The following is an 18,911-nucleotide window of genomic DNA, read 5'->3' on the forward strand; positions in this document are numbered from 1 at the left end:
CCTTGCCGCCTTCTACCTTGCCGCCTTCTACCTTGCCGCCTTCTACCTTGCCGCCTTCTACCTTGCCGCCTTCTACCTTGCCGCCTTCTACCTTGCCGCCTTCTACCTTGCCGCCTTCTACCTTGCCGCCTTCTACTATAAACAAGATTCGGGTCTGATTGATAGACAATAACTGCTTATCGCCTATCCTCCAGACCCGATACAGGCTAGTACAGGGAAACAAATGGTCTAAAACATCTCGACTGAATCCATGACTTTCCTGGTAGCCGTACTGGTTTCTAGCTCAAAGCATTGATGGCATAGTTGAGGTAAATGTTCGCTTCACCTGCAACATCTCCAGATAAACCATGATTGTCACGGACAAATTCGAGAGCCGCCACGTACCAACTGGACGACAAACCGAGAGCCGCGTTGAATTCTTTAACGCCAGCAATCACATATTCATCCAGTGGACCCGTTCCACCGACTACGCAGCAGTAGCTGATCACACGCAAGTAGTTGTTAATATCCCGCACACACTTGGACTTGCCTTCTGGAGTCGAGGCATATTGGGGTCCTTCCATTTGAGTGGTGTAGGGGAATTTCTGATAAACATGATTAGCAGCGGCTTCAGACCATCCCTGACCATTATCAGTAAACGCTTTGGCAGCATCCAGACCCGCCTTCGCCCGACTGAAACGACCAAAAATGGCTTGCATTTCAGTATTAGTCGGATAAGAACCGCGCACGTCAGCGGCAGCAATCGCTTCAGTAATTGGGGTTTTCATGAGTATCTTTGTTCTCCTAAATGATTGACTCGGTTAAGTTGTCAGGTTTATTTAATTGTCAAAAAGCCGTTTAAACTCGACCTTAAGCAACGGCGGCTGCTGCTGTATCAAAATAGCCCGCTAACTCAGACATCAGAGCGCTGCAATCTCCTTGGGTAATGCCATTGGGGTCGTTGGCAATGGCGATCGCGGCATCTTTCATCTTGCCGATCCCGGATGCTACGGCATCTCCAGGTGTTCCTAGCGCTTGGTAGGTTTCCCGCAGACCATTGAGACAACGGTCATTCATCACACTGGCATCTCCTGCCACCATGGAGTAGGCGACATAACGGAGAATAAAGCCCATATCCCGGATACAAGCGGCATGGTTACGATGATGGTCACAAGCACCACCGGGGGCGAACACTTGGGGACGTTCAGCCACTAATTCTCGGTACGCATTAGCGACGATCATGGAAGCGTTACTGGTGATACGGTTAACCGTATCTAAACGCTTATTGCTTTCCGACACCATTGCTGAAAGTGCGTTGATTTGATCGCCACTCAGATAGGCTCCACTTTTATCGGCTTGCTCTACGACTTTGGAAAACGCATCAAGCATCTTAATTAAGATCTCCTAGCTAAACGTTGTTTGAATCATTGATCTAGGTTTCTTTATACAATAGGCTGAATATTTTTAAGCGTTAAAAAATATTAAGTTGCATGTCATTGTACATAATTTTGCTCAAACCTTCTCATAGAAAGGGCTAAGAATGGTTCGTTTGATTAAAAAGTTTACATTTTGAAAACTAATCAGCGATTTGAAGTTTACTTTTGTTAAGACTACGACGCCGAAAACTTACGGGCAATCTCTTATTTCCCAACGCCTTGAGCCTTCTATTCCCGTCTGGCACATCATCTCACTCAACGTAATCTTTCTTAATGGATAATGGTGCTAATGAGTAGGAGCTTATTGTAGTTTTATAACATTAAAACCAAATTGCTTTGTAACTACATAAAAGTCAATCAGTAATTTTTAGTAAGTATATTTGCTTAAGTAATTATTACCAACGTTTTCATAAAGGCGATGAAGAGGGGGATCAAGATCTCCGCCCCTAGACAGAACTGGAGAATGAGGTTGTAGCGGAATCCGGAAATCTGTAACCCTCTGGCAATGCTAGCTTGAGCAGTTTGGGCATCCTCAGGATTGGCGGGTTTGATCCGTCAAGGATTAAAAACTTAACAATTTGTAATAAATAAAAACTCAACATCATTGTATAAAAGTAACCTGAAGGGTAAAGATGACAGGTAAATGTTAACCAAAGCACCAAATAACCGTTATTTGGGTGGTTCTCATAATCAGCCGGAAATCTTCTCAGGTTTCTTAACGCTCCGTTTACGTTTTCCTTCTGAGAACGTGAGGGGTATCCGTGAGAACAGACCCGATGAGGTGTTAAGGTTTCACTGTCTCGACCTAACCTGTCTAGATTTATAACCCTAGACTCAACCAAGCAAAGGAGGATTTGAGTTCATGTTTGATGCATTCACCAAGGTGGTAAGCCAAGCTGATACGCGAGGCGAAATGCTGACCGGCTCTCAGATAGATGCTTTGAATGCAATGGTTGCTGAAAGCAACAAGCGGATGGATTCGGTTAACCGGATCACCAGCAACTCTTCTAAGATCGTTGCTGATGCGGCTCGTGCTTTGTTTGCGGAACAGCCTCAGTTAATTGCTCCTGGTGGTAACGCCTACACCAGTCGTCGGATGGCGGCTTGCTTGCGGGATATGGAAATCATCCTGCGCTATGTTACCTACGCAATTTTTGCCGGAGATTCCAGTGTACTGAACGATCGCTGCCTAAACGGTTTGCGTGAAACCTATGTAGCGCTGGGTGTACCCGGAGCGTCTGTTGCTGCTGGCGTGCAAAAAATGAAGGATGCCGCGATCGCACTTGCGAATGACCGTAACAATATCACTCCTGGTGATTGCAGCGCTTTAATGTCCGAAATCGGTAGCTACTTTGACATGGCTGCCAACGCGGTTGCCTAAAACAAGGTAAAAAAAGATTGCCTGTTGAAGTTTAAACTTCATCAACACGTTTGAAAAAGTAAGCAAAAGATTAAGGAGATATCTCGACGATGAAGACGCCATTGACAGAAGCAGTCGCCGCTGCCGATTCACAAGGACGTTTCTTAAGCAGCACCGAAATCCAAATTGCCTTTGGTCGGTTTAAGCAAGCTCAAGCCAGCTTACAGGCAGCTAGAGCCTTAACTGACAAAGCGCAAATGCTGATCGACGGTGCAGCTAACGCGGTGTACCAAAAGTTCCCCTACACCACTCAGATGCAGGGACCGAACTACGCTTCTACTCCTGTAGGGAAAGCCAAGTGTTCTCGTGACATTGGTTACTACCTGCGGATGGTAACCTACTGCTTAGTCGCAGGCGGCACCGGTCCGATGGATGAGTACCTGATTGCTGGGATTGATGAAATCAACAGCACATTTGAACTGTCTCCTAGCTGGTACATTGAAGCCCTCAAGTACATCAAAGGTAACCATGGCTTGTCTGGCGATCCTGCCGTTGAAGCCAATTCCTATCTTGACTATGCGATCAACGCCCTGAGCTAGATTGATCGTCTTGCCCGGAAAGGCAAGCAGTTGTTAGCAAAAAGGGTTAGCAATTGTTGGCGTTTCCGGGTATCGTTTTATTCATTTTCAGGGAGGGTTGTGATGACAAGTTTAACGGCAGCAAGGCGGTTAGGAATCGCCGCATTTGCTGAGTCTCCCAAAGTGGAGTTGCGTCAAAATTGGACGGAAGATGATTTGCAATTGGTGATCCGAGCCGCTTATCTACAAGTCTTCGGTAACGATAACTTGATGGAGTTTGAGCGGTTAACCAGTGCCGAATCACTGCTGCGTCACGGAGAAATAAGCGTTCGCAATTTTATTAGAACCCTGGGTCAATCGGAACTATATCGGGAGAAGTTTTTCTACTCCACTCCCCAAGTGCGATTTATCGAACTGAATTATAAGCACTTTTTGGGACGAGCGCCCTACGACCAGTCAGAGATTGCTTATCATACTGACCTGTATGATCAACAGGGGTATGAGGCGGATATCAACTCCTACATTGACTCAATGGAGTATCAAGAGAACTTTGGCGAATCCATTGTTCCCTATCCGATTGGATTTGAAACCCAACGTAATCAGAAAACCGTGGGTTATAGCCGGATATTCCAACTATTTGGCGGATTAGGCAGTAGCGATCGCACTCAGCCTGCGGGAAATCGTTCTCGTCTGTTGCGGGAAGTAGCGCTGAATACCTCGTCTCCGATTTACGCTGATTCGCAAGGACAAGCGATCGTGGGTACTCAGGGCGGAACTCGTGAGCAGATTTATATCGTGCGGGTGATTCAAATCCCCAAACCCGGACGCATGACCCGAATCCGCCGCAGTCAGACGGAATATTACGTTCCTTACGAGCAGCTTTCACAAAAGTTACAACAAATCAATAAGATGGGCGGCAAGGTGACGAAGATCATACCCGCTTAAAGATAGTACGGATAGTACAGATAGTACAGACCAAACAGGCGCGTCTGTACAACCATAAACCGCGAAAACCAAGCGGGCTAACAAAATATCATTGCCTGTGGAAGACGGGCAGCTGCCTGTGGACGCGGAGTAAGACCAATAGAGGGCAACCTTTGGAGGCGTCGGCGGATGAAGCGGGAAATCCCAAAGACGAATAAGACCGTCCTTGTTTTTAAAAGGTTGGAAGCCAAATAAGAGCGAAGCAAGTTGGGGTACTTCACGATTTCAAGATTGGCGTTTAATCAGGAGAAATTTAAGTGGCTATTACAACAGCAGCGTCCCGATTAGGGACAGAAGCGTATAGTAATCCAACTCCGGTAGAATTGCGCCCCGATTGGGTTGAATATGATATCCAAGGGGTTATTCGTGCCGTCTACCGTCAACTGTTGGGTAATGACTATGTGATGGCGTCTGAACGCTTAATCAGTGCCGAGTCATTGCTGCGGAACGGGTATATCAACGTGCGCGAATTTGTGCGTTGTGTTGCCAAATCAGAACTTTATAAAACCAAGTTTTTCTACGGCAGTTTTCAAACTCGTGTAATTGAACTCAATTACAAGCACATATTGGGTCGCGCACCTTATGATGAGTCTGAGGTAATTTACCACCTGGATTTGTACGAAACCAAAGGGTACGACGCTGATATTGACTCTTACATTGATAGTGAAGAGTATCAAGAAAACTTCGGTGATTATATCGTTCCGTATTATCGCGGTTTTGCCACTCAACGGGGTCAGAAAACCGTCGGGTTTACCCGTATGTTCCAACTGTATCGCGGTTATGCCAATAGCGATCGCGCTCAGTTGGCAGGAAGTGATTCGCGTCTGGCGACTGATTTAGCACAGAATTTTGCTTCAGCCGTGGTTGGACCATCGGGTTCCAATCAAGGTTGGGCATATCGCCAGTCTGAGAAGGGTGAAACGCCCAGTAAGGCATTAGGTGGTCCTGTCCCTTATGGCACACAAGGCAAAGTTTATCGCGTCGAAGTAGCGGGGATTATTAATCCCAGATATCCTAAAGTTCGTCGCAGCAGCAAAGCCTTCTTAGTTCCTTATGAAGAACTATCCAACAAACTCCAACAGATTAACCGTCTAGGGGGTAAAGTGGCTAGCATTACACAGGCTTAGTCCAAGCAGGCAGACATTGACTTCCGCTAAACAGAGGAAGATTGAACTGATCTGAACAGATCAGAGGGGACTGGGGACTGAAGAGGTTAGAACTAGAGATAAAATAGCGGCAATTGCTGTGTTATTTCTAATCTCCTAACTCTTGAGACTCTAGTCCTCATTGGTATGTTGAGTAAGCAGACAAGTGGAAAATTAAGCCGAATAAAGTTTATTTCCACCAACCTACTTTAATAATTACAATAGTGAAAAATACTCAAAAGGAGAATTGATTACTATGCTAGGTCAAGTAGCAGCAAGCAGTGGGGCTAACAGCCCATCAGGGAGTCGTTTTTTTACCTATGAAGTCACGGGTTTGCGTCAAAATGAAACCAATGACAAAAACGAATACCCTTTTCGCAAAAGCGGCAGTGTCTTCATTAAAGTGCCTTACAATCGCATGAATGAAGAAATGCGCCGCATTACCCGCATGGGAGGAACAATTGTTAATATTCATCCCGTGAATTCTGAAAGTTAATTAATTGGCGGATTAAACTCAAGGCTGGTAAACGGTCAGGGGTAAGGGGGAATACTATGCTCATTATCTGTTACCGATTACCAGCTAAGTAGGAACGGGGAACAGGGAACAGGGGAGATGAGGAAGCAGGGGAAGCAGGGGAAGCAGGGGAAGCAGGGGGAGATGGGGGAGATGGGGGAGATGGGGGAGATGAGGGAGATTGTGTAGGGGCGGGTTTCACGACTATCTTTTTGGTTACACCCAGATGTAACTCGCGCCCGCCCCGACTTTACGAATGACCAATAACCAATGACAAATGACAAATGACCAATGACAAATGACAAATGACAAATGACAAATGACCAATGACAAATGACAAATGACCAATGACAAATGACAAATGACCAATGACAAATGACCAATGACAAATGACCAATGACAAATGACCAATGACCAATGACCAATGACCAATGACCAATGACTAATCCCCCAGATGCTTCAATCTCACCATAAAAAAGCCATCCATCTGATGCTGATAGGGTAAGACTTTCAGCCAGCCTTGAGGCGTAGAAAAAGCGGTAAGTGTCGGCGGGGGTGCATCGATACGCCAGTGGGGATGACGTTCCAGAAAGGCTTGAATCACGGCTTCATTTTCCTGGGGGTGCAAGGTACAGGTGGCGTAAACGAGGACGCCTCCAGGTTTTACCCAGGTGGTTGTCTGAGTTAATAGTTCACTTTGCAGTACAGAAAGTTCCTGAACTCTCGTCGGAGTACAACGCCAACGGATATCGGGGCGACGGTGCAGCGTACCTAAACCAGAACAGGGGGCGTCGAGTAAGACAGCATCGGCTGTTTGGGTAAATTGGGGAAAATTACGGCTATCGCCTGGGCAGATTTGAATTGATTGTAATTGTAACCGTTGGGTATTAGCTTTGACTTTTTTCAGGCGAGACGCGGCTTGATCACATGCCCAGATTGTACCGCGATCGCGCATGAGTTCGGCAAGATGTGTCGTTTTACCGCCCGGTGCAGCACAGGCATCAATGATGACATCATGGGGTTGAGGATTGAGTAAATGACTCACCAGTTGAGCGCTACTATCTTGAATCGTCCACCATCCCTCGTTGAATCCAGGAAGTGTTTGTATTGAACCTGTACTTCCTTGGAAGCGTAAGGCTTGGGGAAGGTGGGGAAGGCGCTGAACCTGAATACCTGCGGCTTGCATCGCTGTCTCTACTGTATCGATAGAAGCTTTCAAGGGATTGATCCGCAGGTCAAGGGTTGGCGGTTGGTTGAACCATTGGCAAAGGGCTTCTGTTTCCTCGATTCCTAATTGATTTAACCACAGTTCGATCATCCAGTCGGGAAAACTGTAGAGAATACCCAGACGTTGGATGGGTTGGGAGGGTAACTGCAAGGGATCGTCTAATTGGGGATTGGATTTGAGACGGGTATACTGTCGCAGCACCCCATTAACTACTCCAGCTAGTCCTTTTAATTGATTAGCTTTAGCCAATTCCACGCTGGTATTAACGGCGGCTGATGGGGGAATCCGTTGCAGATAGCGCAATTGGTATAAGCCCAGATGCAGAATGAAGCGCAAGTCTGGGGGCTGCTGGTGGGCTTTTTTCTTACCCAGTTGGTTAATTAAGGCATCAAGAGTGCGAGTATGTCTGGTAGTACCATAGACTAAATCGGTTAACAGAGCGCGATCGGCACGGTTGAGAGTAGCGTTCTGAAGCACTTGATCCAACGCAATATCTGTAAACACACCTAACTTGTGAATATCTCGTAGGGCGAGGAATGCAAGTTGGCGAGAGTTTGTCATGGATGACTCAAAAAATCGTTATAAATGACTAATGACGAGCAAAACCGCTAACTTGCATTGTTCCCACCGACTTACAAATCTTGGCGTGACAACAAAGACACTATAGATTCTTGCTCATCCTACGCGATCGCCAAAACTACACCAGGCTTGCCAATGGGTTTTCTGGTTATCTAGAATACTCTGCCAGATTTGCTTTTGGACGGTTAAACCGAAACGATCGCCACTGTATTCTCTCCACATCTTATCAATCAGATGTAATTCCTGCTGATATTTGGTGGTGTAGTATTGGCGTTGCAGGTAGTCGTTGAGGGTTTTAATCACCAAGCGGATTCCCCTGTTTGTCTTTGACGAGGTAGGTAATGCCAAAGCCACCTTGTCCGAGGATTTTTGCGATCGCGTATTTGCCCTGTTGTAATTTGTGTCCGGGTTGCCACATCATCGTCTACAATTCCAAGACCTTGATTGAGATCTATATTAGTACAATTGTTCTGCTTTGGCAAGAGGTAGTGCGATCGCATTTGAAAAAAAGCCACAGGGAAAAGGAAAATGGGAAGTAGTCGGACAAAAGAAAACAGCCTGATTGTCGAGTCATCTTTTATCATAAAGACATCAAAATAAATCATATTTATCAATGAAGGTTTGGCAAGCAGATTTTTATCGGCGTCCTCTGCAAGATGAAACTGGACAAGTCTTATGGGAATTATTAATTTGTGACATCACAGGCAATGTTATATATCAATCATTCTGTCCTCAGCCAGATGTAACCCATAATTGGTTGCTATCGCAGGTAAAAATCGCGGCGACTAAGACAGGATTACCGGATGCGATGCACGTCTTTCGTCCACAGTCGTTCAATTTATTCCAGGAGGTGGGACAACAATTAGAGATTAAGGTAGAAGCCACACGACGTACTCCAACTTTAAAGCAACGATTACAGGAAAGAACGTTAGATTATCAACAGCAGGAGAATTACACCGGGGAAGCGTACAACCCCCTTAGCTTGGACAAACCGCCACCTGTACCCTTACCCGAAAATCTCTGGGGCGATCGCTGGCGATTTGCTAGGATTCCCGCAGGGGATATTGAGGAAGGGTTTGCCCAACGCCCGATTCCGATTGTACAGATGCCAAATGAACTCTTACCTCTCCAATTAGGTTTAGCCTCAACAATAGCTGTTCCTGGAGTCGTGATTGATGGGGGACGTCAGTCGATGCCATTAGCGCGTTGGCTGCAAGAGATCCAACCTGTAGCACTGAATTATATTCCAGGTGCGCCGGATGGGTTAATTTTAGAGGCGGGATTAGTGGAACGCTGGGTAATGGCAACCTTTGAAGATGAAGAAGTAACGGCGGCGGCGAGGTTGTATGAACAGCGCAAGCAAACGAGTCAAGGATTGCATTTTTTGTTGGTGCAACCGGATGATTCGGGAATGACGTATACCGGGTTTTGGTTATTGATGGCTGATTAATTTGGTCATTTGTCATTTTTCATTGGTTATTTATTAGACATATATAACCTTGATGAAGGGTGGGTTTTGTTGAAAGGTTATTGGTAGGTATTAAGTAGGTGGACACAATTAAAGTTAACTGTTGAGATTAGGGAACAGGGAACGGTTTTCATGCTTCGACACAACCGAATTATTTGACACAACCAAATTATCTGATTTATTTTGGCTTACGCTCTTTGAGAAAGTATGTCGTCATTTCTCCCTTACCTTTGACGGAAATTGAACCGCGTTCTTGAAAAACGTATTTATCCTTTAAACGTTTATACGTGGCATCAGAAACTTGAATATAACCCGGAAGACCATGGGATTCCATACGACTAGCCGTATTAACCGTATCGCCCCACAAATCATAAATAAACTTTTTCAACCCAATCACCCCAGCTACGACTGGACCACTGTGAATGCCAATACGCATCATGAAAGCTTGCCCTTGTTGGGCATTAACCGCATCAATTTCCTGTTGCATATCCAGGGCAAAGTCGGCGACGGCTTCAGCGTGATCCTGACGCGGTAAGGGTAAGCCGCCGACAACCATATAGGAATCCCCAATCGTCTTAATTTTTTCTAAGCCATGCTGTTCGACTAAACGGTCAAACCGAGAGAAAATTTCATTGAGTAGATTCACCAATTCGGTGGGCGAGATTTCTCCCGATAGGCGAGTAAAGTCCACAATATCCGAAAAGAGAACAGTCGCTTCTTCAAAACTATCAGCAATCGTATCCGAGTCTTTTTGCAGGCGTTTGGCAATAGATTCAGGTAAAATATTCAGGAGGAGATGTTCTGCCTTTTCTCGTTCAGCCACCAGGTTTTTGGTAGAAGATTCTAAGGCGTCTAACATCAAGTTAATTGTTTCTGCCAGGTGGGTTAATTCATCATTTCCCTTAACGCTAACTCGCAGCGAGAGGTCATTACTCGTGCCAACCTCCTGGACATTGGTACTCAGTCTAGCTAAACGTGAAAGTACCATTTTTTCCAATAAAAACAGAGTGCCTAGGCTAAAAACAATCCCTAACCCTAAGAGAGATAAAATCAGATAACGTAGGCTAATGCGACCTTGTTTATAGATTTCTCGTGGGATGTCAATTTGAACCAGTAACGCAGGTTTACCATAGATATCACGTAGGAGAGTATAACCTGCGATCGCGTCCCGACTGATAATCTGGATTAAGATGGGAGCCTCACTGGGTTGGGACTCCTGTTCAGATAGGTTAGATTGCACAGTCTGTAAGTTAACAGGCAATTGAGTATTATCAACTCGGTAGACCTTAAGATTCAGTTGGGTGAGTTCCGCTAATGCCTCAATACGCTGGTCATTCAGGTAACGACCCATAATCAAAGACCCTCGTATGGAACCAGTTTCCTGGTTGCTAAGGATGGGATTTGAAGCAATCATCAGCGGTCCTTGAGGTAAGAGAATTAAGCCGGTAATACTACTGGTAGTATCCGGATGTTTTAGTAAGACACTATCAGAATTCAGTTGTTGGATTAAAGAAGGGGGAATTTGAGTAGCTTGCGGCTGGTTTAACTTCAAGTGTTTACCAAAAACCAGTTCATCTTGGCGGTTAAAGAATAAAACCAGGTTGAGATTAATATTGGTTAAATTAGTATCAGATAGATTTTCTTGACTATAACCTTGATTGGTATTTTCAATAAACGCATACGTATCATCCCACTCGCCATAGTCAGCCGCTAAAACAGCTAAATTATCCAATTCATCAAATAACGCCTCCTGTACCCGTCGCACATTACGATACGCCTGTTGTTCCTCGATTTGGGCGAAACTGCGGATTAAAATTAGCGATAGACTGGCGTAAAGGACACCGATTAAACCCGCAAGGGTGAGACCAATCAGAAGTAGGGTTTTCTGGCGCAGACTCATAAATAAGTTCAGTAGGGGAGTGGCGGACAAGGGATAAGCTGGGGAAGATGTGACCAGGTCGGTTATTTCTCCTATGCTACATTAGGGCATCGTTCTTTCTCCCTACCAAGTAAAGTACAACAATGCGCCTGCCTATAGACTCTAAATCCATCATTAACACAAATGAAATAATCTCCCCGACAAGCTAATCCTCCTCAGTTCATTGAGAACTAACCTCTCTGTGTAATCAGTGCGATTCACCTATCACCCCCCACCGCTACCATTTCTATAAATCCGTGCAATCAGTGTTACTGCGATCGCACAATTCATCAATTTACTACGTAGGAAATGATTTAGCCTGATAACCAGATATTACTCAAACCTTGGTTAGCTAAAGGCATAGCTGTGCTTTCAGTCGGGTGACTGTCAAACCGCTTGACGACGTAGAAACAGCAGCAGATTATTACTCACCTTCTCAGACCAATGGTCTTGGGGATAATGTCCGGCTTCTTCTAGTTCTACCAATTCCACATTCTTGATCAGTTTGGCAAATTCTTGAACTTCAACCAAGGGAAGCCACGGATCTTTGATCCCCCAAAGAATCAATGTGGGTTGATTCCAGTTGCGAAACCCGGCTTCAATTTCTGCCATAGATGATTTAAGTTGCAGGTTTTTAACGGTCATTAGTAAACTTCGCCCTGCATCAGAACTGCTGAGAAAGGGACGGCGATATACATCTAAATCTTTATCGGACACCCGGTAGCCACTACCGCCTTCTAAGGTGCGATCGACCAACAAGGGGTCTTGGGTCAACATATCACCGACCAAGGGTAAGCCCAATTGCTTGATCTTCCACGGTAACTGACTCGCTGATGAGACAGGGGTGTTGAGAATGGCTAACCGTTCAACCTGATCGGGGTAACGCAAAGCGTATTGGAGTCCCACTGAACCCAGAAACCCTTGGACAACCAGATAAAATCGCTCGATTTGCAGATGTTGGATAAATTCTGCTAAGGCTTTAATAAAAGCATCTGGCGTATAGGCAAACTTACGACGGTCTGGTTTAGCTGAGAAACCCGCACCAATCCAGTCCGGCGCGATCGCACGGAATCCTTTTTCGGCTAAATCGGGCATCAGCGCTGACCATGAGTAACTCTGGGAGGGTAAACCATGAAGCAGCAGAACAGGGGGTTGTGTACTGGGATTAACTGGAGTAGCTTCCCGATAAAACCACTCTAGTGACCCGACCTGAATTGAGTTTTCCTGAATGGACACGCTTTTTTTCCTACACCTTGACCGTGCTTTGAGCTTACCGCCCTGTAGACCTTTGAGCAAGTTGTCCGGGTAATTTCCAATCTCCGGGAATTGTCAACAAATCACAACATATCCCCTGTCTGCTAAACAGATAGCCAACAAATTCACTAATTGTAATAAATAATTAAGCAACCTTGTAAATAAGCGTTAACCATAGGAGATTTAATCTATGAATGCTGCGGAACAAGCCAAGGGTTTAGAGGTAACCACCAAAATAGCCGCCATCGTCAACTTGTTTAAGTCCCAGTTCCCTGACGCCAAGGCAGACTTAAACCCCTGGCAAAATGACCCAGATACTCGTAATCTCGTTGATCCAGACTCAATCGATATCGGTTTTCACTTTCCTGGATGGAGTAGGAAGTTACAAAGCCGCAGCATCTTACTACAAATTCGGTTTTACCAAGATCCCTTAGAACAGTCTCATCGCTTGATCGGCTTAGATGCCGCAGGATTTAATCATCAAGGAGAAGCTTGGCGACTTTCGACGGTTGAGAACTGGCAATGTGTCGGTAATTATCAGCCTGCACCGGAGGTGAGTGACAAGCTCAAACAGTTCTGCCGACAAGTCTTTGAGTTATTCATCTAGTCGAATCGGATGTCTTCGTGTAGGACTTACGCAAAACCTCTATATGTAGGGTGCGTTACGCTACGCTAACGCACCATTGCCACTAATACCATCGCTAACAAACAGTAGGGGCACGATATATCGTGCCCCTACTGATGGTGATTTCAATCAAATTAACCAACAAATGCCATACGTGGCTCAGATACACCTGCGGGTTCCTGTCCCTTCAGGGAAGCAAGCATCGTGTCTGCATCAGACACTTCAAAGGGATCATCCGGGCAGTTGTCGCTGTAACCCGGTTCTGCAAAGAATTTTTCAATCTTGCCGTCGTTCACCAGCATCGAATAGCGCCAGGAACGCATTCCGAAACCGAGGTTGGACTTATCGACTAGCATTCCCATCTTGCGGGTAAACTCGCCATTACCATCGGGGAGCAAGAACACATTCTTTGCCCCTTGCTGCTTACCCCACTGGAACATAACAAACGCATCATTCACCGACAGGCAAATGATTTCATCGATACCCTGCTCCTTGAACTGATCATAGAGTTCTTCATAGCGAGGCAGGTGGTTGGACGAACAGGTGGGTGTAAACGCACCCGGTAAGGAAAATACAACAACTTTTTTGCCACCAAAGATTTCCTGCGTTGTCCGATCTTGCCAACGGTAGGGATTTTGACCTCCTATAGACTCATCACGCACGCGAGTCTTGAACACAGTGTCGGGTACACGTTCGATAACTGCCATATTTATTTGACCTCGTTTACAGACAACTAGATTTTTGTTTGCTTTATCTATATCTTACTATAACTCAGAATAATTCTGATTTAAGAATGAGTCAATAGTAATAAATACTTATTCTTCAGTCTAGCTGCTAGACAAGTATAACTCCTAAAAAAGAGTGTTATAATTAAGAAACTGCTTATGAAAACGGTTAAATGTCATGCAGCAGCAAGCAGAAGACCTGATCAAAGTCTTGAAATCCAAGGGGTTGAGGGTTACCCCACAGCGATTTTCTGTCTATGCCAATCTGCTGACTCGTTATGATCACCCGACGGCAGATCAAATCCTCAGCGATCTTAATCAGCAAGCGCCAACCTCTTCCCAAGCTACTGTCTACAGTGCGCTACAAGCCTTGCGGGAAGTGGGATTAGTGCGAGAAGTTTTACTAGAAGAGGGCGTCTGTCGTTACGATGCGAATGTTGATCGCCACCATCATTTTCGTTGTCGCTGTTGCGGTGCGATTAAAGATATTCCTTGGGATGCCTTTGAAAGGGTTAACTTAAACCGCCTACCTCCCGGTATGCAAGCTGAAAGCTATGAGGTGACAGTGCATGGAGTCTGCGATCGCTGTCAATGATTTGTCATTTGTCATTTGTCATTTGTCCTTTGTCGCGGAGATAGGGGGAAGAGCAAGAACTCCAGGAACCACGCTTGGCTCTCTTAACCTTCTTTAGCCGCTGCCTTCTGTAAGCCAAGTTGCTCGCGAACCGCCTTTAACGATTTTCCCCGCTTTACCTTCGGACGAAAGCTTTGCTCTGGAACATCAGAAGCCGAAAGAACGTTCTTTTTTAAAGCCGCCTGTAAAAGATGTAATTCGTCTTGCAGATCTTCGAGTGATTCTCCGAAAGGCTCGATCAGCTTTTCCGAACAGGCAGCTATCGCACCGTGATCATCATAATATACGGTACGAATTGTGTAGCCACTATCCTCAAAGAACACCCGATAATCCCAGTGCATCATAGTTCTCCGATATAATTTTGCTAACATTTGCTAACAATGCACTCTAAAAGACAAGCTCTTAGAGAGGGGATATCTCCCAAAGCCCGCAGGAAAATCCCACGAGCGCCATTGATGTCCCTGTCCATCCGAAATCCATCACCACCAATAATGACTTTTTTTCCACCGAGATTGGAAATGATTTCACCTGTCCAGCTTACGGTTTTACTGGTGTAGGCTTCATTGCAATCAAGTACAACTTTGCCTGCCTCAAACGCTTTGTGCTTCAGAAACATCTCAAAGCGGTAATGCGCCCAAGACAACTAATCGTCTAGGCTACCATTAACATTTCCAACGAAGAAACAGGGAGATGGGGGAGTTCTCGGGTTTACTCAATTTTGCAATTTGACCGGGGCTGGTTTATACCAAGTTGCAGTCAAAGAGGTAATCTGTCATGCTGAACGAAATTCTTCACGACCTTCGAGGACAGGATCAATCTAATTCAACTGGCTGGCATGTCTCTGGTAGCAACCACATCCGCCCCTGTTTCCAAGGCATTCGCCAGAATCACATCACCCATTTTCACAGGTGCAGTTAGTTTCACTTGACGCAGCGTTTGGCATAATTCCTGCATTTTTTCTTTAGGAATAGCCATATTGGTTTTCACCGGAAGCCTAGCCCAACGCCCTTGTTCTACCTGTACAGTGGTTGTTACCATACGGCGAGGTTCGGTATGTTCTTGTTTAGCATACTCTTGTCCCCGTTTGCAGTTAAAACCCCGCACTTCGACAATCTTGTTGTCTTCATCTTCAACTTCTAAACGGCAACCTAGGGGACAGCCAATACAAAGGTAATGAGTAATCGTTGTCATAATGAATACCTGGTGATTGGTGATTAGTGATTGGTAAATCCTTCGCCACCCTTGAGGGAACCTGGTTTGTCGGGGCGGGTAATGGAACTTTCTTTTTGTTCATGATGGTAACGTTGGTACGAAACCCGCCCTGACTCAATGTTGAGTTCACTCCCCCATCTCCCAGACGCTTCTGTCATCACGTCTGGAACATCGCGCCCCATCTTCTCCATCTCCCGCACCTTACTCCTTTAATCTTCACAGGGTACAACATCTACCCGCAAGGTATCCCCGTGGAAGTTCTCCAAAAACCGAGGACGTACTTTGATATTAACCATCTCTGCTGGCAAAACAAAGCGTAGTTTTTTCTCATACACGTCACCTAAACGCAATACGCTTTGTTCCATGGGACACTTGACCCGCATATAAACCGTGTGTTCTCGGTCGGTGGAAATAGTATGAGGGACGCAGTAGCGTACATTTTCCCCTGGAACTAGGCGAATATTATCCCCCGGAGGGCGTTGTTCGGTGACGTAAGCTCCAGCATTGCTGCCTGCGAGAAAGGCTTCCTGGCTAACAAAATCCACTAAGTCGTGAATATGGACAACATTACCACAAGCAAAAACCCCATCCATGGAGGTTTCCATCATGCTGTTCACCACCGGACCACTGGTTACGGGGTCAATCTGGAGTTTCAACTGTCGGGATAGTTCGTTTTCTGGAATCAAGCCAATGGACAGCAGCAAAGTATCACAAGGAATATCCCAGCTTTGCTCTAAATTGGGGGTAAAGTTTTCATCAACGGGAGCAACAGTAACCTTTTCCACTCGATCTCTGCCATGGATGTCCGCAACTGTCGTGGAAAGGTGCAGGGGAATGTCGAAGTCGTGCAGACATTGGACGATATTGCGATTGAGTCCATTGGCGTGAGGCATAATTTCAAACACGCCTGCGACTTCTACCCCTTCCAATGTCAACCGTCGCGCCATAATTAAGCCAATATCCCCGGAACCGAGAATCACCGCCCGATGTCCGGGCAGATAACCGATCATGTTGACAAATTTCTGGGCTAACCCAGCGGTCAAGACACCGGAGGCGCGAGTACCGGGAGTGCGAATCGCGCCGCGTGTGCGTTCTCTGGCACCCATTGCCAGTACAGCGGCTTTGGTGGAAAGAACGTGGACGCCTTGGCTACCGGACATGAGTTTGACTTGTTTGTCAGCACTAATATCCAGGATGTAAGCATCGCTGACAATATCTATGTCCGTTTCTAAGACTTGCTCCAAAAAGCGCTGGGCATATTCTGGACCGGTGAGTTCTTCTTTAAAATGCTGGAGTCCAAAACCCGGATGGATACATTGCAACAAAATACCCCCAGCTTCTTTCTCCCGGTCAGCAATCAAAATGCGATCGGCTCCCGCTTGTCTTGCGCCTAAAGCCGCTGCCATGCCCGCTGGACCACCACCAACGACCACAACATCATACTCTTTTTTTAAGTGGCTGATTGTGTCTGTAATCATTTGGCTACCTCCTCCCGTTCTCGAACAATCCAAGTGTCGCCGCCGCGTTTGGTAATTTGCGATAGCGGCTGGTCTAATTCTTGCGATAGCAGTTCCATACACCGTCCAGTACAGAACCCCCCTTGACAGCGCCCCATCCCGGCGCGGGTACGGAATTTGATGCCGTCGATGGTGCGTGCGCCCCGATGAATGGAATCTAAAATCTCACCCTCGGTAATTAATTCGCAGCGACAGACAATGCGACCATAATGATGATTGTCTTGAGTCAGGGCGATTTGTTCGTCTGTGGACAAGGAAACAAAATGGATGGGTTTGGGAATGGAGGGGACAAAATCATCCTTGGGTTGTAAGGGCAGACCTTCGTCCCTTAATATATCTCCTACCATTTCAGCAATTGCCGGAGCTGCTGTGAGTCCGGGGGACTGGATACCTGCGACGTTAATAAAGCCTTTTTTGTCAGTTGGACCAATAATAAAGTCTTCAGTTTCCGTAACCGCCCGCAACCCAGCAAATTCAGCGATGCAATCCCTCGGACTAATACCGGGAACGACTTGCCTAACCATCTGGAATACGGTTTGTCCTCCGGCGACGGTGGTGGTCAAGTCTTCCTTATCATCGACCATTTCCGCCGTGGGACCGACCATAATCGTGCCATCGTAGGTGGGGATGACGAGAATCCCTTTGGACACGGGAGTGGGACAGGGGAAAATTACCCGTTTGACTAAACCCATTAACCGCTTATCCAGGATATATTCCTCACCTTTGCGAGGGCGAATAGTAAAGGGTTGTACGCCTGCCATCTGAGCAATACGATCTGCCCAAAGTCCCGCCGCATTAATGATAAAGCGAGTCGGGAATTCTCCGCGATTCGTTTTGATTGTCCAAATGTCGTCCGTTTGGTCAATGTCCTGCACCAAACTATCGGTCACCAGTTCCAACCCATTCAGACAAGCATTTTCAATCAGGGCAAAACAAGCTTCGTAAGGATTGATCACACCTGTCGTTGGAGCATAGAGTCCAGCGATCGCGTCGGGATTGAGGCGGGGTTCTTCTCGCAGTAAGCGTTCCTGATCCCACATTTCCAGACCAGGAACGCCTTTTTCTTCACCCTGTTGTTTTAGTTGGTCTAACGTAGGCAGTTGGTCTTCGGTTAGAGCAACTGTTAGTTCACCAATCCGCTTGAACCCAAAACCCAGCTCATCACAGATAGTATCCCACATTTGATTCCCCAACCACTCCAGTTTCCCTTTCAGGGTTTTAGGGGAACCATGATGACCGCCGTGGATAATCCCACTATTGGCTTTACTGGTTCCGAATCCGACTTCGCTTTCTTTCTCCAACAAGACAGCACGGATGGAATAGCGCATTAACTCGCGAGCGATCGTGCAGCCAATTACACCACCGCCAATGATAGCTACATCGTAAACCATAGTTTTGACCTGTCATAATTTTTTTACTTAATTCCTAATTCCTATTAGGGATTCTGAGAATAATTAAAATTGTCGATAGACTATTCCAGTATAAGAAACCAGGGTTTTGATATCGAACCTATCTCAAAATTTGTTAGATTTATTTAATTTAACTACAATACCAGACCAATCCAGTGATCCAAGCGGTACTCTAGAATTTATCTTTTGTAAAGATTTCCATAGGATAAAACCCTCTTTCGGTGAAGAAAAGAGGGTTTTATATATAAATAAAATAAAAAGTCTGGCATCGAGCTATTTTCCCAGGGGGCTACCCCCAAAGTATCTTCGCCGCAGCAACGTTTCACAGCCGAGTTCGGGATGGGTT

Annotated in this window: 23 protein-coding genes and 1 rRNA gene; 8 read left to right on the plus strand and 16 right to left on the minus strand. The window is 46.0% G+C overall.

What is annotated here, in order from left to right; translation table 11 throughout:
- Positions 1-278 precede the first annotated feature (278 nt).
- On the minus strand, positions 279-767 hold the full coding sequence (locus tag RIG27_RS22150; RefSeq protein WP_006103226.1) for a phycobilisome protein: 489 nt from the start codon (positions 765-767) through the stop codon (positions 279-281).
- An 82-nt stretch (positions 768-849) separates the two neighbouring features.
- Positions 850-1,368, minus strand: coding sequence for a phycocyanin subunit beta (locus RIG27_RS22155; protein ID WP_446340615.1), 519 nt, complete (start codon positions 1,366-1,368; stop codon positions 850-852).
- 909 nt (positions 1,369-2,277) lie between these two features.
- Here RIG27_RS22155 and RIG27_RS22160 point away from each other — a divergent pair.
- From RIG27_RS22160 to RIG27_RS22180, 5 genes are all read left to right on the plus strand, one after another.
- Positions 2,278-2,796: a phycocyanin subunit beta gene (locus RIG27_RS22160; protein ID WP_446348749.1), complete on the plus strand. Its 519-nt coding sequence runs from the start codon at positions 2,278-2,280 to the stop codon at positions 2,794-2,796.
- An 89-nt stretch (positions 2,797-2,885) separates the two neighbouring features.
- Positions 2,886-3,374: a phycocyanin subunit alpha gene (cpcA, locus tag RIG27_RS22165; RefSeq protein ID WP_446348752.1), complete on the plus strand. Its 489-nt coding sequence runs from the start codon at positions 2,886-2,888 to the stop codon at positions 3,372-3,374.
- A gap of 102 nt (positions 3,375-3,476) precedes the next feature.
- Positions 3,477-4,298 (plus strand): phycobilisome rod-core linker polypeptide, encoded by an 822-nt coding sequence (locus RIG27_RS22170; RefSeq protein WP_446348754.1) that lies wholly within the window; start codon positions 3,477-3,479, stop codon positions 4,296-4,298.
- Between the two features lie 296 nt (positions 4,299-4,594).
- Positions 4,595-5,464, plus strand: coding sequence for a phycobilisome rod-core linker polypeptide (locus RIG27_RS22175; protein ID WP_446348756.1), 870 nt, complete (start codon positions 4,595-4,597; stop codon positions 5,462-5,464).
- Between the two features lie 274 nt (positions 5,465-5,738).
- Complete coding sequence (locus tag RIG27_RS22180) at positions 5,739-5,978, plus strand: phycobilisome linker polypeptide (protein ID WP_446340620.1); 240 nt, start codon at positions 5,739-5,741, stop codon at positions 5,976-5,978.
- A gap of 77 nt (positions 5,979-6,055) precedes the next feature.
- On the opposite strand, the gene RIG27_RS22185 is transcribed toward RIG27_RS22180, so the two are convergent.
- From RIG27_RS22185 to RIG27_RS22200, 4 genes are all read right to left on the minus strand, one after another.
- On the minus strand, positions 6,056-6,421 hold the full coding sequence (locus tag RIG27_RS22185; protein ID WP_446348758.1) for a hypothetical protein: 366 nt from the start codon (positions 6,419-6,421) through the stop codon (positions 6,056-6,058).
- 17 nt (positions 6,422-6,438) lie between these two features.
- Positions 6,439-7,785, minus strand: a complete 1,347-nt coding sequence (locus tag RIG27_RS22190; RefSeq protein WP_446348760.1) for a 16S rRNA (cytosine(967)-C(5))-methyltransferase — start codon at positions 7,783-7,785, stop codon at positions 6,439-6,441.
- 114 nt (positions 7,786-7,899) lie between these two features.
- Positions 7,900-8,106, minus strand: coding sequence for a GUN4 domain-containing protein (locus RIG27_RS22195; protein WP_446348788.1), 207 nt, complete (start codon positions 8,104-8,106; stop codon positions 7,900-7,902).
- Positions 8,099-8,224, minus strand: a complete 126-nt coding sequence (locus tag RIG27_RS22200) for a hypothetical protein (RefSeq protein ID WP_446348762.1) — start codon at positions 8,222-8,224, stop codon at positions 8,099-8,101. Before RIG27_RS22200 ends, RIG27_RS22195 begins: the two co-directional genes overlap by 8 nt.
- Positions 8,225-8,416: 192 nt before the next feature.
- On the opposite strand from RIG27_RS22200, the gene RIG27_RS22205 reads away from it, so the two are divergent.
- Positions 8,417-9,253, plus strand: a complete 837-nt coding sequence (locus tag RIG27_RS22205; RefSeq protein WP_446348764.1) for a Tab2 family RNA-binding protein — start codon at positions 8,417-8,419, stop codon at positions 9,251-9,253.
- 196 nt (positions 9,254-9,449) lie between these two features.
- On the opposite strand, the gene RIG27_RS22210 is transcribed toward RIG27_RS22205, so the two are convergent.
- Both RIG27_RS22210 and RIG27_RS22215 read right to left on the minus strand, forming a co-directional pair.
- Entirely contained in the window at positions 9,450-11,171 is a 1,722-nt protein-coding gene (locus tag RIG27_RS22210; RefSeq protein ID WP_446348766.1) for an adenylate/guanylate cyclase domain-containing protein, read from the minus strand.
- 405 nt (positions 11,172-11,576) lie between these two features.
- Positions 11,577-12,425 (minus strand): alpha/beta fold hydrolase, encoded by an 849-nt coding sequence (locus RIG27_RS22215; RefSeq protein ID WP_446348768.1) that lies wholly within the window; start codon positions 12,423-12,425, stop codon positions 11,577-11,579.
- 208 nt (positions 12,426-12,633) lie between these two features.
- Here RIG27_RS22215 and RIG27_RS22220 point away from each other — a divergent pair, with 208 nt between their 5' ends.
- A complete protein-coding gene (locus RIG27_RS22220; RefSeq protein ID WP_446348770.1) occupies positions 12,634-13,050 on the plus strand; it encodes a hypothetical protein in 417 nt (138 codons plus the stop codon).
- A 152-nt stretch (positions 13,051-13,202) separates the two neighbouring features.
- Here RIG27_RS22220 and RIG27_RS22225 read toward each other — a convergent pair whose 3' ends face one another.
- Positions 13,203-13,775 (minus strand): redoxin family protein, encoded by a 573-nt coding sequence (locus RIG27_RS22225; RefSeq protein ID WP_446348772.1) that lies wholly within the window; start codon positions 13,773-13,775, stop codon positions 13,203-13,205.
- Between the two features lie 196 nt (positions 13,776-13,971).
- On the opposite strand from RIG27_RS22225, the gene RIG27_RS22230 reads away from it, so the two are divergent.
- Complete coding sequence (locus RIG27_RS22230; RefSeq protein WP_446348774.1) at positions 13,972-14,388, plus strand: Fur family transcriptional regulator; 417 nt, start codon at positions 13,972-13,974, stop codon at positions 14,386-14,388.
- An 83-nt stretch (positions 14,389-14,471) separates the two neighbouring features.
- On the opposite strand, the gene RIG27_RS22235 is transcribed toward RIG27_RS22230, so the two are convergent.
- The 7 genes from RIG27_RS22235 to rrf form a co-directional block, all read right to left on the minus strand.
- Positions 14,472-14,771 carry a hypothetical protein gene (locus RIG27_RS22235; protein WP_446348776.1) on the minus strand — a complete coding sequence of 100 codons (300 nt, stop codon included), beginning with the start codon at positions 14,769-14,771 and terminating at the stop codon, positions 14,472-14,474.
- Positions 14,772-14,791: 20 nt separating this feature from the next.
- Positions 14,792-15,070, minus strand: a complete 279-nt coding sequence (locus RIG27_RS22240; protein WP_446348778.1) for a zinc ribbon domain-containing protein — start codon at positions 15,068-15,070, stop codon at positions 14,792-14,794.
- Between the two features lie 179 nt (positions 15,071-15,249).
- On the minus strand, positions 15,250-15,618 hold the full coding sequence (locus RIG27_RS22245) for a DUF1667 domain-containing protein (RefSeq protein ID WP_446348780.1): 369 nt from the start codon (positions 15,616-15,618) through the stop codon (positions 15,250-15,252).
- A gap of 23 nt (positions 15,619-15,641) precedes the next feature.
- On the minus strand, positions 15,642-15,830 hold the full coding sequence (locus RIG27_RS22250) for a hypothetical protein (RefSeq protein WP_446348782.1): 189 nt from the start codon (positions 15,828-15,830) through the stop codon (positions 15,642-15,644).
- An 18-nt stretch (positions 15,831-15,848) separates the two neighbouring features.
- Positions 15,849-17,117 carry an NAD(P)/FAD-dependent oxidoreductase gene (locus tag RIG27_RS22255; RefSeq protein WP_446348784.1) on the minus strand — a complete coding sequence of 423 codons (1,269 nt, stop codon included), beginning with the start codon at positions 17,115-17,117 and terminating at the stop codon, positions 15,849-15,851.
- Positions 17,114-18,547 carry an FAD-dependent oxidoreductase gene (locus RIG27_RS22260; protein WP_446348786.1) on the minus strand — a complete coding sequence of 478 codons (1,434 nt, stop codon included), beginning with the start codon at positions 18,545-18,547 and terminating at the stop codon, positions 17,114-17,116. Before RIG27_RS22260 ends, RIG27_RS22255 begins: the two co-directional genes overlap by 4 nt.
- A 278-nt stretch (positions 18,548-18,825) precedes the next feature.
- Positions 18,826-18,911, minus strand: a 5S ribosomal RNA gene (rrf, locus tag RIG27_RS22265); the annotation flags it as partial.

Origin of the sequence: Coleofasciculus sp. F4-SAH-05, assembly GCF_040222985.1 — a bacterium.
Lineage (GTDB): Bacteria > Cyanobacteriota > Cyanobacteriia > Cyanobacteriales > Coleofasciculaceae > Coleofasciculus > Coleofasciculus chthonoplastes.

Excerpts from the sequence above, each read along its gene's own strand:
- RIG27_RS22150 (WP_006103226.1), bottom strand. The coding sequence starts at position 767 with ATGAAAACCCCAATTACTGAAGCGATTGCTGCCGCTGACGTGCGCGGT.
- RIG27_RS22155 (WP_446340615.1), bottom strand. The coding sequence starts at position 1,368 with ATGCTTGATGCGTTTTCCAAAGTCGTAGAGCAAGCCGATAAAAGTGGA.
- RIG27_RS22160 (WP_446348749.1), top strand. The coding sequence starts at position 2,278 with ATGTTTGATGCATTCACCAAGGTGGTAAGCCAAGCTGATACGCGAGGC.
- cpcA (WP_446348752.1), top strand. The coding sequence starts at position 2,886 with ATGAAGACGCCATTGACAGAAGCAGTCGCCGCTGCCGATTCACAAGGA.
- RIG27_RS22170 (WP_446348754.1), top strand. The coding sequence starts at position 3,477 with ATGACAAGTTTAACGGCAGCAAGGCGGTTAGGAATCGCCGCATTTGCT.
- RIG27_RS22180 (WP_446340620.1), top strand. The coding sequence starts at position 5,739 with ATGCTAGGTCAAGTAGCAGCAAGCAGTGGGGCTAACAGCCCATCAGGG.
- RIG27_RS22190 (WP_446348760.1), bottom strand. The coding sequence starts at position 7,785 with ATGACAAACTCTCGCCAACTTGCATTCCTCGCCCTACGAGATATTCAC.
- RIG27_RS22200 (WP_446348762.1), bottom strand. The coding sequence starts at position 8,224 with ATGATGTGGCAACCCGGACACAAATTACAACAGGGCAAATACGCGATC.
- RIG27_RS22205 (WP_446348764.1), top strand. The coding sequence starts at position 8,417 with ATGAAGGTTTGGCAAGCAGATTTTTATCGGCGTCCTCTGCAAGATGAA.
- RIG27_RS22210 (WP_446348766.1), bottom strand. The coding sequence starts at position 11,171 with ATGAGTCTGCGCCAGAAAACCCTACTTCTGATTGGTCTCACCCTTGCG.
- RIG27_RS22220 (WP_446348770.1), top strand. The coding sequence starts at position 12,634 with ATGAATGCTGCGGAACAAGCCAAGGGTTTAGAGGTAACCACCAAAATA.
- RIG27_RS22225 (WP_446348772.1), bottom strand. The coding sequence starts at position 13,775 with ATGGCAGTTATCGAACGTGTACCCGACACTGTGTTCAAGACTCGCGTG.
- RIG27_RS22230 (WP_446348774.1), top strand. The coding sequence starts at position 13,972 with ATGCAGCAGCAAGCAGAAGACCTGATCAAAGTCTTGAAATCCAAGGGG.
- RIG27_RS22235 (WP_446348776.1), bottom strand. The coding sequence starts at position 14,771 with ATGATGCACTGGGATTATCGGGTGTTCTTTGAGGATAGTGGCTACACA.
- RIG27_RS22245 (WP_446348780.1), bottom strand. The coding sequence starts at position 15,618 with ATGACAACGATTACTCATTACCTTTGTATTGGCTGTCCCCTAGGTTGC.
- RIG27_RS22250 (WP_446348782.1), bottom strand. The coding sequence starts at position 15,830 with ATGGAGAAGATGGGGCGCGATGTTCCAGACGTGATGACAGAAGCGTCT.
- RIG27_RS22255 (WP_446348784.1), bottom strand. The coding sequence starts at position 17,117 with ATGATTACAGACACAATCAGCCACTTAAAAAAAGAGTATGATGTTGTG.
- RIG27_RS22260 (WP_446348786.1), bottom strand. The coding sequence starts at position 18,547 with ATGGTTTACGATGTAGCTATCATTGGCGGTGGTGTAATTGGCTGCACG.